Origin of the sequence: Klebsiella sp. I138 (assembly GCF_051131765.1) — a bacterium.
GTDB lineage: Bacteria > Pseudomonadota > Gammaproteobacteria > Enterobacterales > Enterobacteriaceae > Klebsiella.
In genome coordinates this window covers 712,346-728,304 of sequence record NZ_CP180447.1, presented here as the reverse complement: position 1 = coordinate 728,304, position 15,959 = coordinate 712,346, and the positions used below count along the sequence as shown (strand labels likewise).

At 54.7% G+C, this 15,959-nt stretch carries 14 protein-coding genes and 1 pseudogene; 8 read left to right on the top strand and 7 right to left on the bottom strand.

Annotation, left to right across the window (positions count from 1 at the left end):
- The first annotated feature begins 3 nt into the window (after positions 1–3).
- On the top strand, positions 4–1,377 hold the full coding sequence (locus tag ACMYSK_RS03320; protein ID WP_434640208.1) for an MFS transporter: 1,374 nt from the start codon (positions 4–6) through the stop codon (positions 1,375–1,377).
- An 81-nt stretch (positions 1,378–1,458) separates the two neighbouring features.
- Here the strand turns inward: ACMYSK_RS03320 and htpX are convergent, their stop codons facing one another.
- From htpX to ACMYSK_RS03300, 4 genes and pseudogenes are all read right to left on the bottom strand, one after another.
- Positions 1,459–2,340, bottom strand: a complete 882-nt coding sequence (htpX, locus tag ACMYSK_RS03315; protein ID WP_434640206.1) for a protease HtpX — start codon at positions 2,338–2,340, stop codon at positions 1,459–1,461.
- A 236-nt stretch (positions 2,341–2,576) separates the two neighbouring features.
- A complete protein-coding gene (gene prc, locus ACMYSK_RS03310) occupies positions 2,577–4,625 on the bottom strand; it encodes a carboxy terminal-processing peptidase (RefSeq protein ID WP_434640204.1) in 2,049 nt (682 codons plus the stop codon).
- A 19-nt stretch (positions 4,626–4,644) separates the two neighbouring features.
- The gene (proQ, locus tag ACMYSK_RS03305) at positions 4,645–5,319 is read right to left on the bottom strand and encodes an RNA chaperone ProQ (protein ID WP_434640202.1); all 675 of its coding nucleotides are present in this window, start codon (positions 5,317–5,319) and stop codon (positions 4,645–4,647) included.
- A gap of 81 nt (positions 5,320–5,400) precedes the next feature.
- Positions 5,401–5,914, bottom strand: a pseudogene (locus ACMYSK_RS03300) (GAF domain-containing protein).
- 132 nt (positions 5,915–6,046) lie between these two features.
- Here ACMYSK_RS03300 and yebS point away from each other — a divergent pair.
- From yebS to ACMYSK_RS03275, 5 genes are all read left to right on the top strand, one after another.
- Positions 6,047–7,330, top strand: coding sequence for a membrane integrity lipid transport subunit YebS (gene yebS / locus ACMYSK_RS03295; RefSeq protein WP_434640201.1), 1,284 nt, complete (start codon positions 6,047–6,049; stop codon positions 7,328–7,330).
- Positions 7,299–9,932, top strand: coding sequence for an MlaD family protein (locus ACMYSK_RS03290; protein WP_434640199.1), 2,634 nt, complete (start codon positions 7,299–7,301; stop codon positions 9,930–9,932). The genes yebS and ACMYSK_RS03290 overlap by 32 nt, the downstream gene beginning before the upstream one ends.
- Positions 9,933–10,006: 74 nt before the next feature.
- A complete protein-coding gene (gene rsmF / locus ACMYSK_RS03285) occupies positions 10,007–11,440 on the top strand; it encodes a 16S rRNA (cytosine(1407)-C(5))-methyltransferase RsmF (RefSeq protein ID WP_434640197.1) in 1,434 nt (477 codons plus the stop codon).
- Positions 11,441–11,555: 115 nt separating this feature from the next.
- Positions 11,556–11,795, top strand: coding sequence for a YebV family protein (locus ACMYSK_RS03280; protein WP_434640196.1), 240 nt, complete (start codon positions 11,556–11,558; stop codon positions 11,793–11,795).
- A 93-nt stretch (positions 11,796–11,888) separates the two neighbouring features.
- Positions 11,889–12,080 (top strand): YebW family protein, encoded by a 192-nt coding sequence (locus ACMYSK_RS03275; RefSeq protein WP_434640194.1) that lies wholly within the window; start codon positions 11,889–11,891, stop codon positions 12,078–12,080.
- Here ACMYSK_RS03275 and pphA read toward each other — a convergent pair.
- Positions 12,077–12,730, bottom strand: a complete 654-nt coding sequence (gene pphA, locus ACMYSK_RS03270) for a protein-serine/threonine phosphatase (RefSeq protein ID WP_434640192.1) — start codon at positions 12,728–12,730, stop codon at positions 12,077–12,079. The genes ACMYSK_RS03275 and pphA overlap by 4 nt on opposite strands.
- Positions 12,731–12,873: 143 nt before the next feature.
- Here pphA and ACMYSK_RS03265 point away from each other — a divergent pair, with 143 nt between their 5' ends.
- On the top strand, positions 12,874–13,845 hold the full coding sequence (locus ACMYSK_RS03265; protein ID WP_434643810.1) for a VirK/YbjX family protein: 972 nt from the start codon (positions 12,874–12,876) through the stop codon (positions 13,843–13,845).
- A 121-nt stretch (positions 13,846–13,966) separates the two neighbouring features.
- Positions 13,967–14,110, top strand: a complete 144-nt coding sequence (locus ACMYSK_RS03260) for an Ecr family regulatory small membrane protein (protein ID WP_434640190.1) — start codon at positions 13,967–13,969, stop codon at positions 14,108–14,110.
- A gap of 624 nt (positions 14,111–14,734) precedes the next feature.
- On the opposite strand, the gene ACMYSK_RS03255 is transcribed toward ACMYSK_RS03260, so the two are convergent.
- On the bottom strand, positions 14,735–15,073 hold the full coding sequence (locus ACMYSK_RS03255) for a YebY family protein (RefSeq protein WP_434640189.1): 339 nt from the start codon (positions 15,071–15,073) through the stop codon (positions 14,735–14,737).
- A gap of 16 nt (positions 15,074–15,089) precedes the next feature.
- Positions 15,090–15,959: a copper homeostasis membrane protein CopD gene (gene copD / locus ACMYSK_RS03250; protein ID WP_434640187.1), complete on the bottom strand. Its 870-nt coding sequence runs from the start codon at positions 15,957–15,959 to the stop codon at positions 15,090–15,092.

Sequence of the window (15,959 nt, the reverse complement as noted above, 5' to 3'; positions counted from 1 at the left end):
AACATGGATAAAAACATTTCCGATGGCCTGCCTATACCGCAGCGCTACGGTGCAATTCTGACCATCATTCTAGGGTTAGCCATGGCGGTACTTGACGGAGCGATAGCCAACGTGGCTCTGCCGACCATTGCCACCGATTTAAATGCCTCACCGGCCGCCTCGATCTGGATAGTCAACGCCTATCAAATCGCCATTGTGATTGCCCTTCTGCCGCTCTCCTTCCTCGGCGATATGTTTGGTTATCGACGCATCTACAAAATCGGTCTTGCGCTGTTTACCTTAACCTCTCTGGCCTGCGCACTCTCTCAGACCCTGGAGATGCTGACCCTCGCACGCGTTGCGCAGGGGCTTGGCGGCGCTGCCCTGATGAGCGTCAACACGGCGCTGATCCGGCTTATTTTCCCCCAGCGATTTCTTGGCCGCGGGATGGGAATTAACTCCTTCGTGGTGGCTGTTTCCTCGGCAGCCGGCCCCACGATTGCGGCGGCTATTCTCTCCGTCGCCTCCTGGCAATGGCTCTTTTTTATTAACATTCCGCTGGGGATTGTTTCGCTGATCCTCGCCATGCGCTACCTGCCGGCCAATACCGGGCGTAGCAAAATTACCCGTTTTGACCTCCCCAGCGCCATTATGAATGCGCTGACCTTCGGCCTGTTGATCACCGCCCTCGGTGGTTTTGCACAAGGCCAGTCCGGGAAGCTTGTGCTCGCAGAAGTAGCCGCGATGCTGATTATTGGCTTCTTTTTTGTTCGCCGCCAGCTGCAAATGCCGGTACCGCTGTTGCCAATTGACCTGCTGCGTATTCCGCTTTTTTCCCTTTCTATTTGCACCTCCATTTGCTCTTTCTGCGCGCAAATGCTGGCGCTGGTCTCTCTGCCCTTCTTTTTGCAGTCGATGATGGGGCGCAGTGAAGTAGAAACCGGGTTGTTACTGACGCCGTGGCCCTTAGCCACCATGGTGATGGCACCGCTGGCGGGTTATATGATTGAAAAGGTCCATGCGGGATTGCTGGGGGCCATTGGTTTACTGGTAATGGCCTGCGGATTGTTTGGTCTGGCGCTGTTGCCCTCGTCGCCTTCCGATCTGGATATTATCTGGCGTATGGCGCTATGTGGCGCCGGTTTTGGTCTGTTCCAGTCACCGAATAACCACACCATTGTCTCTTCTGCGCCGAGCCACCGCAGCGGCGGCGCCAGCGGAATGCTGGGAACCGCGCGTCTGCTCGGTCAAAGCACCGGCGCGGCGCTGGTCGCCCTGCTCCTCAATCTGCAGGGCAACAGCGGCACACACAGTGCCCTGCTGCTGGCCGGTGGACTGGCGGTGATTGCCGCCGCCGTCAGCGGGCTTCGTGTGACCCAGCCCCGTCCGGGACAATAGCCACTCTCGCCGGGCTTCGCCCATAAAAAAATCCGCAGCCCGAAGGCCGCGGATTTTTGTTTTATCTTCTCAGAAACAACCTTACTTCAGGTATTCCCCACTGCGCAGCGCTTCAATACGCTTATCCAGCGGCGGGTGAGTCATGAACAGTTCGCTCATTGACTTCGCCTTACCGTTGATACAGAACGCCATCATGCTGCTGGCTTCCTGCGGCTCATAGCTGGTTTTCAGACGTTGCAGAGCGGCAATCATTTTCTCACGACCGACCAGTCTGGCAGACCCGGCATCCGCGTGGAATTCACGATGACGCGAGAACCACATGGTAATGATGCTGGCCAGAATACCGAACACCAGCTCCAGCACGGTAGCCACGGCAAAGTAAATCAGCGGGTTACCGTTGCTGCTTTCGCTGTCATCCCGGTTACCGCCCAGGAAACCGGCGGCAATCTGCGCGATAACGCGCGAGATAAAGATAACGAAGGTGTTCACTACACCCTGAATCAGCGTCATGGTGACCATATCACCGTTGGCGATGTGACTGATTTCGTGGGCGATAACTGCTTCTGCCTCATCACGGCTCATGTTTTGCAGCAGCCCGGTGCTCACGGCAACCAGAGATGCATCACGACGAGCTCCGGTGGCAAACGCATTGATATCCGGTGCGTGGTAGATGGCAACCTGCGGCATGCCGATACCTGCCTGCTGCGCCTGCTGCGCGACGGTGTTCATCAGCCAGCGTTCTGTTTCATTGCGCGGCTGCTCAATCACTTCCCCACCCACTGATTTCAGCGCCATCCATTTCGACATCATTAGCGAAACGATCGAACCACCAAAACCAAAAAGCAGCGCCATGATCAGTAACCCGGTCATGCTGCTTGACTGTATTCCCGTCAGGCTTAGCACCAGCCCGAACACCACCATCACTGCCAGGTTGGTCAACAGGAAGAGCGCGATTCGCATCATAATTTTCTTTTAACCTCGATTTAACAAAACGCACTATGCGATTACCCATATCGTATGGGTAGAACGCCAATTTTCAACGATCAGGCCCCGCTAAGTCACGAGAAAAACACAACTTTACATTTTGTCACGCCGTGCTGACATCCGGGTAGATTGTTGACATTTTGTATCTTTACGCGAGGCCGGTCTGGAGGGGGACGGAAATAAAAACGGGCACAATCAATGTGCCCGTTGGGTGCTTATTTGCTGACCGGCGGTTCTACCGCGGGCATCTCTTTCTCCAGATGCGCGAGGTCGACCGCGATATGGACCGTTTCATCAAGATACGGGTCCGGCTCCTGGTAATCCTTCGGCAGATCGTCCAGTTTCTTCAGCGGCGGCTTACCTGCGCGCTTCAAACGGTCGTTAATCCGCGCCAGGCGCGTCGCGTCGTCTTCTTCGTTCTCTTTTTCACGCTGAGCGTAGTTCAGGGAAACGATATAGCGCTTATCTTTCATCGCGTTATAACGAGCAATGTCCTTCATGATGTACTGGAACTCGGGATCTTTGGCGATCCGCTCATCATGCAGTTTCAGCAGTTCCGGATCAAACGGCTTCATATCGCCGAATTTTACGTAGGTCGCCGCATTGACGCTATCCCACGGCAGCGCGTTATCTTCATACTGCTCGCCGGTTTCGCGATCTTCGGTACCGGTAGGCATCATGATGTCCGGCGTTACACCTTTACGTTGGGTACTGCCGCCGTTGATGCGGTAGAACTTCTGAATGGTGTACTGCACAGAACCCAGTGCCGGCCAGTCAGGGCGCAGCATCTGATCGTAAATCCGGTTCAGTGAACGATATTGCTGTACGGTGCCTTTACCAAAGGTCGGTTCACCAACAATCAATCCGCGGCCATAGTCCTGCATTGCGGCAGCAAAGATTTCAGAGGCGGAAGCACTGAAACGATCGACCAGCACCACCAGCGGGCCTTTGTAGTACACCACGCCGTCGGTATCGCTGTCTTCGCGCACTTTGCCGTTGTTGTCACGAACCTGAACGACCGGACCAGAAGGAATAAACAGACCAGAAAGCGAAACCGCTTCGGTCAGCGCCCCGCCGCCGTTGCTACGCAGATCGATAACAATGCTGCTGACGTTTTGTTTCTCCAGCTTCTGGAGCTGCACCTTGACGTCGTCCGTCAGGCCAACGTAGAACCCTGGGATATCCAGCACGCCGACTTTCTCTTTGCCGACGGTTTTCACCGACATTTTCACCGCGCGATCTTCCAGACGAATTCGCTCACGGGTCAACGTGACGATACGGGTTTTGGCACCCTTACCGGCAGGCAAAACTTCGAGACGGACTTTACTGCCTTTCGGCCCTTTAATCAGAGCAACAACGTCATCCAGACGCCAGCCGATAACGTCAACCATGCCCTTGCCGGACTGGCCAACGCCAACGATGCGATCGCCGACGCTGATCGATTTACTCTTCGCCGCAGGACCACCCGCCACCAGCGAATTGATCACCGTATAGTCGTCATCCATCTGCAATACCGCACCGATCCCTTCTAACGACAGGCTCATTTCCGTATTGAACTGTTCGGTATTACGCGGGGACAGATAGTTGGTATGCGGGTCAATCTCGCGGGCAAAGGCGGTCATCACCAGGGAGAACACATCTTCGCTATTAGATTGCGCCAGACGGCGAATGGCAAATTTGTAACGACGCGTTAAGGTCTCGCGAATTTCTTTATCATCTTTGCCAGTAAGCTTGAGGCTCAACTGGTCAAATTTAACCTTGGCATCCCACAACGCGTTAAGCTCGGCTTCGTCTTTCGGCCAGGGTGATTTGCTGCGGTCAAGGTTGAAGTTATCGTTGCCGGTAAAGTCCATCGGACGTTCCAGCACCTTCAACGCATACTGATAGCGCTCGAAACGACGCTTCTGCCCGAGATTATACAGGTCGTAAAAAACGTCCAGTTTTCCCGTGCGCAGTTCGTCGCCGATTTGATTCTTCTTCGCCGAGAACTGAGCAATATCACTGGCTAACAGGACATTGTGACTGTAGTCCAGCAGGTTCAGATAGCGGTCGAAAATTTTTGCCGAGAAGGCGTTGTCGAGATCAAACTGACGATAGTGAGAACGCGTGAAACGCGAGGTCACTCGCTCGCTCACCGTCGCGTGCTGCGGCTCTTCTTTCAGCACGGGAATTTGATCGACTCGGGTAATATCGTCCACGGCGAACGCATGGCCTGCTATTGCTAGCAGGCCCGCAAGCGCGGTGAGCTTAAAGAATTTGTTCATGCCTGGCCCGGCCTCCGTTTCAGAACACCAGGTGTTCTGCGCGTACAATCATTGACATACCAGAAGTCAGCTGTACACGAACGCCATCTTTGGTGATTTCCAGAACGGTAGCGTCCATGGCGTTATTGCCTGCTTTCACCTTCAGAACCTGGCCAACGCTTAACGTAGTCAGATCTGAAACAGGGGTATGACGCTCTTCACGCGGTGCTTTCGCAACGGCTGGACGCGGCTTACGCTGTTCGGTGCCTTCTTTGCGACGAACCTGTGGACGTGGCTTACGCTCACGACGAGTACCGTCTTCCTGCTGACCCGCAGCAGCGGCGGCTTCGCGCTTTTTAGCCTGCTGGCTTGCGCGCTGCGCCTGAACGCGAGCTTTTGCTTCTTCAAGCTGCTGGCGAGCATGTGCAACATGCTGCTCTTCCAGTTCGCCGCACGGGTTGCCGTCAAGGTCAACGCGGACTGCGCCTGGTTTAACGCCGTACAGATAGCGCCAGCTCGAAGTATAAAGACGTAAAGCGGCACGAAGTTGGGTTTTGCTGAGATTCATCTCTCCCCCAACACGCTCAACGAGATCCTGAAAAATACCGACTTTCAGGGGGCGAGCTTCGCCTTCAGCGCTGAAGCACTGAGGGAAACGTTCGGCCAGAAACGCGATAACTTCTTTACTGCTATTCAACTTAGGTTGATTTTCCATGAAATTTCCTGATTACAACGGACGTAGCCAACAAGCCGCAGGCATGAACAGGCGTCATTATAATGACGCCATCGCTAAATGCTACGTTATCCGTTGATTATCCTGCGACGCGGGCGAATATTTTTTGATAATCGGTCGCAGAAATGAGTTTTTCCAGATGTGCGACCAGTTCAGCCAGCCCCTGCTCATCCTCAGCGGTGAAGCGGGAATGCGCAATGCTGTCGATATCCAGAACGCCAATAATCTGATTGTTCACCTGCAGCGGAAAGACGATTTCCGAATTGCTGGCGGCATCACATGCAATATGTCCGTCGAAGGCATGAACGTCTTCCACGCGCTGAACGCGATTTTGCGCAATGGCCGTACCGCAAACGCCTCGTCCAACCGGGATCCGTACGCAGGCCAGTTTGCCCTGGAAAGGTCCTAAAACCAGCGTATCCCCTTCGAGCAGATAGAAACCTGCCCAGTTAACCTCGCTCAGTCGCTCAAACAGCAGCGCGCTGGTATTAGAGATCATAGCCAGAAAACTGGTTTCGCCTGCCATTAATGCCTGAAAATCACGGTTCAGATCCGCGTAAAATTCTGTTTTGTTCATTATATAGTCACTTAGTTGTCTTACTGCTAAACACGCACAGCCTAATAAAATAAGCATTAAATGCGTTCAGGCTCAAGATGAATTCATTCCTGGGTTAAGATAGTGAGATACATTCATTCCTGTTCGCAATAAATGCCACTAAAAACACAACCGATTACCCCGGCAAAAAAGATGGTCGTGCGTGCGGTCAGCAGTCCGCTACCCCAGGCCCATTATCACCGCTGTCCGCAGTGTGACGTTCTATTTCGCTTGCCGGTGCTAAAGCGTAATCAAAGCGCATGGTGTCCCCGCTGCAACGCGAAAGTTCGCGATGGCCGCGACTGGTCTCTTTCACGACTTGGCAGTATGGCCATTGCCATGATGCTCCTGATGCCGTTTGCGTGGACTGAGCCTCTGCTGCGTCTGCATCTGCTTGGCGTGCGTATCGACGCAAACGTCATCCAGGGCATCTGGCAAATGACCGGCCAGGGCGACCCGCTCACCGCGGCGATGGTGCTGTTTTGCGCCATTGGCGCACCGGCACTGCTGGTTACCTCCATTGCCTACCTCTGGCTGGGTAACGTACTGGGGATGAATTTACGCCCGGTGCTGCTGATGCTGGAAAAGCTTAAAGAGTGGGTGATGCTGGATATCTACCTGGTCGGCATCGGCGTGGCGTCAATCAAAGTGCAGGACTATGCCTTCCTGCAGCCGGGCGTCGGGCTTGTGGCCTTTATCTCGCTCACGCTGCTCAGCATTCTGACAATCATTCATATGAACGTTGAGGAGCTGTGGGAGCGTTTTTATCCGCAGCGGCCCGCACTGAGGCCCGACCCGGCGCTACAGGTTTGTACCGGCTGTCACCACACCGGCTTTCGCGATGCTCGCGGGCGCTGTCGGCGCTGCCATACGCCGCTGCACCATCGGCGGCCGCAAAGCCTGCAGCGAAGCTGGGCCGGACTGATTGCTTCGGTGGTATTCCTGCTCCCCGCAAACCTGCTGCCAATCTCCATTATTTACGTTAACGGCGCGCGCCAGGATGATACGATCCTTTCCGGTATTATGTCCCTGGGCAACAGCAACGTGGCAATTGCCGCGGTGGTGTTCATCGCCAGTATTCTGGTGCCATTTACCAAAGTTATTGTGTTGTTTACGCTATTAGTGAGCATACAATTCAAGTGCGAACAGGGGCTGCGTACTCGCATCATCCTGCTACGGCTGATTACCTGGATCGGCCGATGGTCAATGTTGGATCTTTTTGTTATCTCATTAACCATGTCACTGATTAATCGCGACCAACTCCTCGCTTTTACGATGGGACCCGCTGCGGTATATTTCGGGGCCGCGGTAATATTAACTATCCTTGCTGTTGAATGGCTGGACAGCCGCTTACTTTGGGACGCACATGAGTCAGGAAACGCCCGCTTCACCGACTGAAGCCAGAATCAAAACCAAACGTCGCATCTCGCCATTTTGGCTGCTGCCGGTGATAGCGCTCATGATTGCCAGTTGGCTAATCTGGACCAGCTATAACGATCGCGGTACGACGATTACCATCGACTTCCAGTCGGCCAACGGGATTGTCCCGGGGCGCACACCTATCCGCTACCAGGGGGTAGAGGTGGGCACCGTCGAGAATATTTCTCTGAGTAAAGACCTCAGCAAAATCGAAGTCTCCGCCAGCGTTAAAGGCGACATGAAAGATGCTCTGCGTAAAGATACTCAGTTCTGGCTGGTCACGCCGAAAGCATCCCTGGCCGGCGTTTCCGGCCTTGATGCCCTGGTTGGCGGTAACTATATCGGTATGATGCCCGGCAAAGGCGATCCGCAGGAACATTTCGTCGCACTCGATACTCAACCGAAATACCATATCAATAACGGCGAGCTGATGATCCATCTGCAGGCGCCGGACCTCGGTTCGCTGACCAGCGGATCGCTGGTCTATTTCCGCAAAATTCCGGTAGGTCGTGTTTATGACTTCGCACTCAACGATAACAACCAGGGTGTGACTATCGATGTGTTGATCGAGCGCCGCTTTACCGAGCTGGTGAAAAAAGGCAGCCGCTTCTGGAATGTGTCGGGCGTCAAGGCCGATGTTGGCCTTAGCGGCGCGAAAGTTCAGCTGGAAAGCCTTTCGGCGCTGGTCAACGGCGCCATCGCCTTTGACTCCCCTGCCGATTCCACTACCGCGCAACAAAACGATGAATTCGGTCTGTACGAAGATCTGGCCCACAGTCAGCGCGGCGTGCTGGTCACGCTGGAACTGCCCGACGGCGAGGGTCTGAAAGCAGGCTCCACGCCGCTGATGTATCAGGGGCTGGAAGTCGGGCAACTGACCAAACTCAATCTGACTCCCGGCAGTAAAGTGACTGGCGAAATGACGGTCGACCCGAGCGTCGTCACCCTGCTCAGAGATAAAACGCTTATCCAGATGAAAAAGCCGAAAATCTCACTGGATAACCCCAGTCTTAGTGCGCTGCTAACCGGAAACACCTTTGAACTGGTACCCGGTGAAGGGGAAATGCGTAATCACTTTGTGGTGCTCCCGGCGGACAAATCGCTGTTGGATGAACCTGACGTGGCCACGGTGACGCTGACGGCATCGGAGAGTTACGGTATTGATGCCGGACAACCGCTCATGCTGTACGGCGTGAAGGTGGGCCAGGTTCTGGAACGCAAGCTGACTGCCAAAGGCGTCACCTTCCAGGTGGCGATTACGCCTGAATATCGCAACCTGGTCCGCGGCGACAGTAAGTTTGTCGTTAACAGCCGCCTTGACGTAAAAGTCGGTTTCGATGGTATTAAAGTGCTTGGCGCCAGCGCCAGCGAGTGGGTAGAAGGCGGTATTCGCATTATTCCTGGCGAAAAAGGGGCGATTCAGTCCAGCTATCCGCTGTATGCCAATATGGAAAAAGCGGCAGAAAACAGCCTGAGCGACGTTCCGACGACGACCCTGAGCCTGACGGCGGAAACGTTGCCGGACGTTCAGGAAGGTTCAGTGGTGCTGTACCGTAAGTTTGCCGTCGGCGAGATTATTTCGGTTAAGCCGCGCCGCAATGCGTTTGATATCGATCTGCATATCAAGCCGGAATACCGCTATCTGTTGACCAATAATAGCGTCTTCTGGGCCGAAGGCGGCGCCAAAGTCCAGCTCGACGGGAATGGCCTTACTGTGCAGGCCTCACCGCTGTCCCGAGCCTTGAGAGGCGCCATCAGCTTTGACGATCTCAGCGGCAGCAGCGCCGGCGCGCGAATCAGCAATAAACGTATTCTCTACGCATCTGAAACCGCAGCGCGCGCGGTAGGCGGCCAGATTACCCTGCATGCCTTCGATGCGGGTAAAATTTCCGAAGGGATGCCGATTCGCTACCTGGGGATTAATATTGGCCAGGTTCAGACCCTGAATTTGATTACCGCCAAAAATGAAGTCCAGGCAAAAGCCGTACTCTATCCGGAATATGTCGACACCTTCGCCCGCGGCGGGACTCGTTTCTCCGTGATAACCCCGCAGATTTCTGCGGCGGGCGTCGAACATCTGGACACGATTTTCCAGCCCTATATCAACGTTGAACCCGGCCGCGGCTCACCGCGTCGTGATTTCGAAATTCAGGAAACAACGATTAGCGACTCCCGCTACATTGACGGCCTGAGCATCGTTGTTGAAGTGCCGGAAGCGGGTTCGCTGGATATCGGTACGCCGGTTCTGTTCCGTGGACTGGAAGTCGGTACGGTTACCGGGCTGACGCTGGGCTCGATGTCGGATCGCGTGATGGTCAAATTACGCATCAGCAAACGCTATCAGTATCTGGTCCGTAACAACTCGGTCTTCTGGCTCTCTTCCGGGTATAACCTCGACTTTGGCCTGATTGGCGGCGTCGTGAAAACCGGGACCTTTAACCAGTTTATTCGTGGCGGTATCTCCTTTGCCACGCCGCCGGGTACGCCGCTGGCGCCGAAGGCTCAGGACGGGAAACACTTCCTGCTGCTGGAAAGCGAACCGAAAGAGTGGCGTGAATGGGGCACCGCTCTGCCACAGTAAGCAAAACGCTCCGGTGTCCCCCGCCGGAGCGTTTATGATAAACTGCGCACCCTTTTTTCTTGTGGTGCGCACCAGTGGCTCAAAACGCTGTCTATTTTCCCGAGCAATTCCTCTCTCAAATGCGTGACGCGATGCCAGCGCATCTCGCCTTCGATGACTTTATCGCCGCCTGTCAGCGGCCGTTACGCCGCAGCCTGCGCGTGAATACGCTGAAAATTACCGTTGCTGATTTTCTGCAACGGGTGGCGCCCTATGGCTGGCAGCTGACGCCGGTTCCCTGGTGTGCAGAAGGTTTTTGGATTGAACGAGAAGATGAAGACGCCCTGCCGCTGGGCAGCACCGCCGAACACCTGAGCGGCCTGTTTTATATCCAGGAGGCCAGTTCAATGCTGCCAGTTGCCGCGCTGTTTGCCGATGGCGATATGCCACAGCGGGTGATGGATGTGGCCGCCGCGCCGGGTTCAAAAACGACGCAGATAGCTGCACGGATGGGAAACGAAGGCGGGATCCTCGCCAATGAGTTTTCCGCCAGCCGGGTTAAAGTCCTGCATGCGAATATCAGCCGCTGCGGCATCAGCAACGTTGCATTAACCCACTTTGATGGCCGGGTGTTTGGCGCCGCGCTGCCGGAGTGCTTTGATGCCATTCTGCTCGACGCTCCCTGCTCAGGCGAGGGCGTCGTGCGTAAAGACCCCGATGCCTTGAAAAACTGGTCGCTGGAGAGTAACCAGCAAATCGCCGGGACTCAACGTGAGCTCATCGACAGCGCATTTCATGCGCTGCGCCCCGGGGGCACGCTGGTTTACTCGACCTGCACCCTTAACCGGGAAGAAAACGAAGAAGTCGTCCAGTGGTTGCTCGCCCGCTACCCCCAGGCAGTTGAAGTCTTACCGCTGGGCGAGCTGTTCCCGCAGGCCACGGATGCCTTAACGGCGGAGGGATTTCTCCACGTCTTCCCGCAGATTTTTGACTGCGAAGGTTTTTTTGTTGCCCGGTTACAGAAAACTGCGGCGATTGAACCGCTCCCGATACCGGGTTACAAAGTCGGAAAATTTCCTTTTTCGCCGGTGAAAGGCCGTGAAACCGCGGCAATTTCTACCGCCGCTGCCGCCGTCGGCCTCCACTGGGACGACAGTCACAGCCTTTGGCAACGCGATAAAGAAATTTGGCTGTTCCCAAAAGCGCTGGAGTCATTCATCGGTCGGGTGCGTTTTTCCCGGATTGGAATTCGTCTGGCGGAAACCCATAACAAAGGCTATCGCTGGCAGCACGAAGCGGTGATCGCGCTCGCCGCACCCGATGCTCCCTTTGAGCTGACCCAGGCCGAAGCGGAAGAATGGTATCGTGGTCGCGACGTCTACCCCCAAACGCCACCGCAGCTGGATGAAGTTATCGTCACGTTCCAGGGGGCGACTCTGGGCCTCGCCAAGAAAGTCGGCTCCCGGTTAAAAAACAGCTATCCGCGTGAGCTGGTTCGTGACGGAAAACTTTTCGCCGGTCAGGCGTGATCGACTGCAAAAAAATCGCATTTTTTTACTGGCGGTTTGCCCCCTGTTGTCTACGCTGAAAAATGGCGGCCTTAACTGGTCGTACCACAACTCAGCAGAACAACGGGGTGAATTTATGGGTAGAACCAGTATTCGTATCGGCGCGTTTGAGATAGACGATGCCGAACTGCACGGTGAACAGCAGGGAGAGCGAACGTTAAGCATCCCTTGCAAATCCGATCCGGATTTATGTATGCAACTGGATGGCTGGGACGCAGAAACCAGCGTTCCCGCCATTCTTGATGGTCAACATTCTGTTCTTTACCGCAAGCACTACGATCAACAATCTGACGCCTGGATCATGCGCGTTGCCTGATTCAAAAAGAACCCGTCGCCTGAGACGGGTTATTTATTCCCCCCGTTTCTGAGCTACCCTATACTGACGAACAAACCCAAATATGGGGCCAGGATGTTTGCCTTAGTTTTATTTATTTGTTACCTGGACGGTGGCTGCGAAGATATTGTTGTAGACGTCTACGATAACGAACGACGATGTCTGGTTGCGATGGACGATCAGCGGATACGCCAGGGCGGCTGCTTTCCGGTCGAGGATTTTATTGATAGTTTCTGGCAGCCTGCCCGCGAATACAGCGATTTTTAATCCGCCCGCTGCAGCGGTACCAGCGTCAGTTCGCCACCGAACACCGCCCCGGTATCAATGTAATGTTGATTATCGCTGCTATAGGGTTGTTTCAACGGCGTATGGCCGAACCAAAAGTGATCCGCTCCGCCAATCGCACCATGCCGACCGGCCAGGTGATCCGTAAGACGATGCCGGCTCCACAAGACCTGTTGTTCGTCCACTGGCAGTTGCCACCGGTAGGTTGCTGCCGGGTAGTCGGCGTGAGCCACAATATGGCGCAGATCTCCGGCGCGGAGTTCCACGATCAGCGGCAGTTGACGGCAGAGGACGAAGAGCTCATCAATTTGCTGGCGCTCGCGGCGCGAACTCTCCTGATACCAACTGCCTCCGTTCATCACCCACAGCGTCAGCGCCCCGCTCTCTTGTGCATCCAGCGCCATCTGTTCATGATTCCCCCGTACCGCGCAAAACCAGCGGCAGTCGAGGAGCGCAAGACATCTCGCACTCTGCGGCCCACGATCGATTAAATCGCCGACGGAGATGAGAAGATCTTGATAAGGGTCGAATTTTACCTCGCGGAGTTTATCCATCAGCAAGGCAAAGCAACCGTGCAGATCGCCAACCACCCAGATATTTCGCCAGGCAGAACCATCAATACGCTGATACATATTTTGTCCTCCTGATACAATTATAGATAATTACCTCACCGGCGATCCCGAAGTTACCCACCTCAATCAAATTTAAACGAAACAGAAATATAGTCCGCCAGCATATTAACCGCCCCTCATTGAGCCCCTAAAATAGAGGCTAAATAACAACGAGGTATTTTATCGTGACGGACAATAGCCTGCACTCAGCCTACGCACAACAGCCACGCACAAATCTTATTGCCGATCTGGTGATGGGCAGACTTATTCCCGCTCCGATTTGGCAAAAGCGTAATTACCGGCTTAAATTTTTGCTGCGTACGGCATTATTTTATACGCCGACTCGCGCCATGCTGGATAATCTCTCTGCGCGCCCTGACTTTACCCAACTGCTCTCCGCGCAGGTGACGCTGCCGGGCAAAGTCCATCGTCAGTATCTGATGCGTGGAATCAACGCCAGCCAGCGCGCTCAGGCGATTATCAGCCATTACCAGTTCATTGATTCACTGACCGGTACGCATCTGGCTGCGGCCATGACTTCCGCCAAAGAAACGCTTCTGCTGGAACTGCAGGGTAAAGATGAGGCCCGGTTCACGCTGTCAGCCTCTTCTGCCGGCAAAGCCGAGCGCGAAGGCGAAACCACCTTATGGCTGCGCGACGGTCATCAGACGGTGCTGGCCAGCGCAACATTCAGCGTCGTACGCCAGCAGGACCAGTGGCAGCTGGTTATCGGCGGGCTGCAGGGACCGCGGCGTAACGTGCCGCATGAAGTGATCAAGCTGGCTACTCGCGCCTGCTATGGCCTGTTTCCTAAACGCCTGCTGCTGGAGTTTATCTGGGCGCTGGCTGCGCGAAGCCACATTCAGGCCATTTATGGCGTAAGCGATAACGGCCACGTTTTCCGCGCACTGCGCTATCGCCTGAGTAAGGGCCGCCATTTTCACGCCAGCTATGATGAGTTCTGGCAATCAATCGACGGTGTGGCTGACGGCGCCTGGCGCTGGCGCTTGCCGCTACAGCTTGAAAGAAAATCGCTGGACAGCATCGCCAGTAAAAAACGGGCGGAATACCGCCGTCGCTTCCAGCTGCTTGACGACATGGCCGCACAGGTCGCCGTGCTCACGCCTCGTCCTTAACCTGCTGATTCCCGTTTATATCAAACAAACGCCGTTTTTAAACTACGGCGTTTGCATCTTATCCTGTGGTTTCGTTACTATCATACCTTCATCGTTTTCCTCCCGGGTAGCCATTGAAGTTATGAGTAAAAGTGAAGTTGTCCTCCTGGCTATCGTCATAATAATTCTCTCCAGTGCGCTTTGGTTTATTTTCAGCGGCGAAATCTGGACGCTGGTCAGTTACCTTGAATCCCAGCTGTACCCGTCTTTTGTCGCACCAGAATAACGCCTCATGTTTTATTAAACGATGTCTCCTCTCCGTGTTGCATTTCCTGTCAACCGGCGGTAAATAGATCGCAATAAAATAATAAGCCATTGTATCTTTGAAACGTTTATATTCCATTCGTCGACACGGCTCCGGCGATGAGCACTGGGCCGCACGCGCCCGACGCCAATGATGGGTTTGCGAGCAAGATCCTGGAGATCCCACATTCACGTCGTCGACCCGCGAGCATCGGGTCATCCTGCTCAGATTTTCTGTAAAGAGAATGTTAAGGCGTTTTTTGTTGTGGTATAAGGGAAAAAGACCGTAACGGGAAGTCAGGGATGATTTCTGGTCTTACTTTGTAACACGTTGATAAGCTTTAGATAAAAAGAGACCGAACACGATTCCTGTATTCGGTCCAGGGAAATGGCTCTTGGGAGAGAGCCGTGCGCTAAAAGTTGGCATTAATGCAGGCTAAGTCGCCTTGCCTTATAAGAATAGTTTACCGCGTCAGGTTTTCCAGTCCGCGACAAAAGTGGTCGAATAAATCCTGGTGAAATGGCGCATGCCAGCAAAAAACCGCCGCTCCCGAAACGGGATGTCGGCGGTTTTTTATATGTTAATACAGTAAGATACAGTCGAGGATCAGCAAAGCTTCTGCGCGCGTTCAATAAATGGCGCCAGGCTCATTTTTTGTCCTGGATGCTGAGGATCGTCAACCTGGATAACCGAGATCGGCTGGCCGCTGGTTTTACCCGCTTTCACCTGCTGCTCGGCAACATCATTCAACGGATACTGCACCAGCGTACTGGGGTTAATGGCAAACAGCGCATTTCCCGGACGGCAGGTCAGCATCACCTCCTCGCGACTAAACGCCCAATTGTCTTTCCCCATTTCGAAGCGACTAACGGTGATAATCTGCGGTGCCGCCAGCGCGACGCCTGAGCTTGCCAGTAACAACAGAGTCAAAAGAGTTTTTTTCATGATTTAGCCAGTTAATTCAGTAAGGTTCCCAGGTGGCAAACAGGCTGACGGCCAGTAGCGCCAAGGCACCGAGCGCCATTTCAACCTGCGTGGTGCGCAAAATGAGCTGCTCCGCTCGCGTTCCGTTCACCGACATACGTGGCACCAGAACATACCTGTTCACCAGCGCAATTGCCACCATCCCGGCGACCAGGGCACATTTGATCAATAGCATCAGTCCCCAGGGTGAATCACGGAATACTCCGCCCTGGATAAGCAACGCATTCACCATACCGCTGGCAATCGCGCCCGCGACCGCCAGATGCCCGTAGCGGGAAAAGCGCATCATGGTGCCGATCGCCGCATGACGCCAGCGTCCGCCTGCCAGACGCAGGCAATAGATAAACGGCAGCAGTCCGCCAAACCATCCCGCAACGCAGAACAGATGCACAGCATGATTAGTACGCTGCAAAACGCCCCGCGCACCGTCGCTCATTGCCGCATGGCCGACACCCGCCATTAGCAGAAGCTGCGCGCACAGCAGGACCAGCAGCAGTCGAGCCGGACGACGAGGTTTCAGCCACGCAACCACCAGCGCAATCCAGGCCAGCAGAATCTGCCAGACCCAGACGCTGCCAAAGCGAGTCCCGGCAACGGCTTGCCAGATTGCTGGCTGCCAGACATCCCCCCAGCCGTTCCCCATCAGGCCGCCCTGCACCATCAGCATCAGCAGTGCAGATACCGCGCTGAGCAGCAAAAGATAACGAAGCAGCGGGAAAAAACGCTGCATCAGTAAACGCCGCAGGGTTAACGGCGCCCACCACGCGCCATACAGTACGCAGCCGAACGCCACCATCAGGGAGAGAAAGTGGACAAAGCGTAGGCCGATATAGATTCCCGCGAGCAT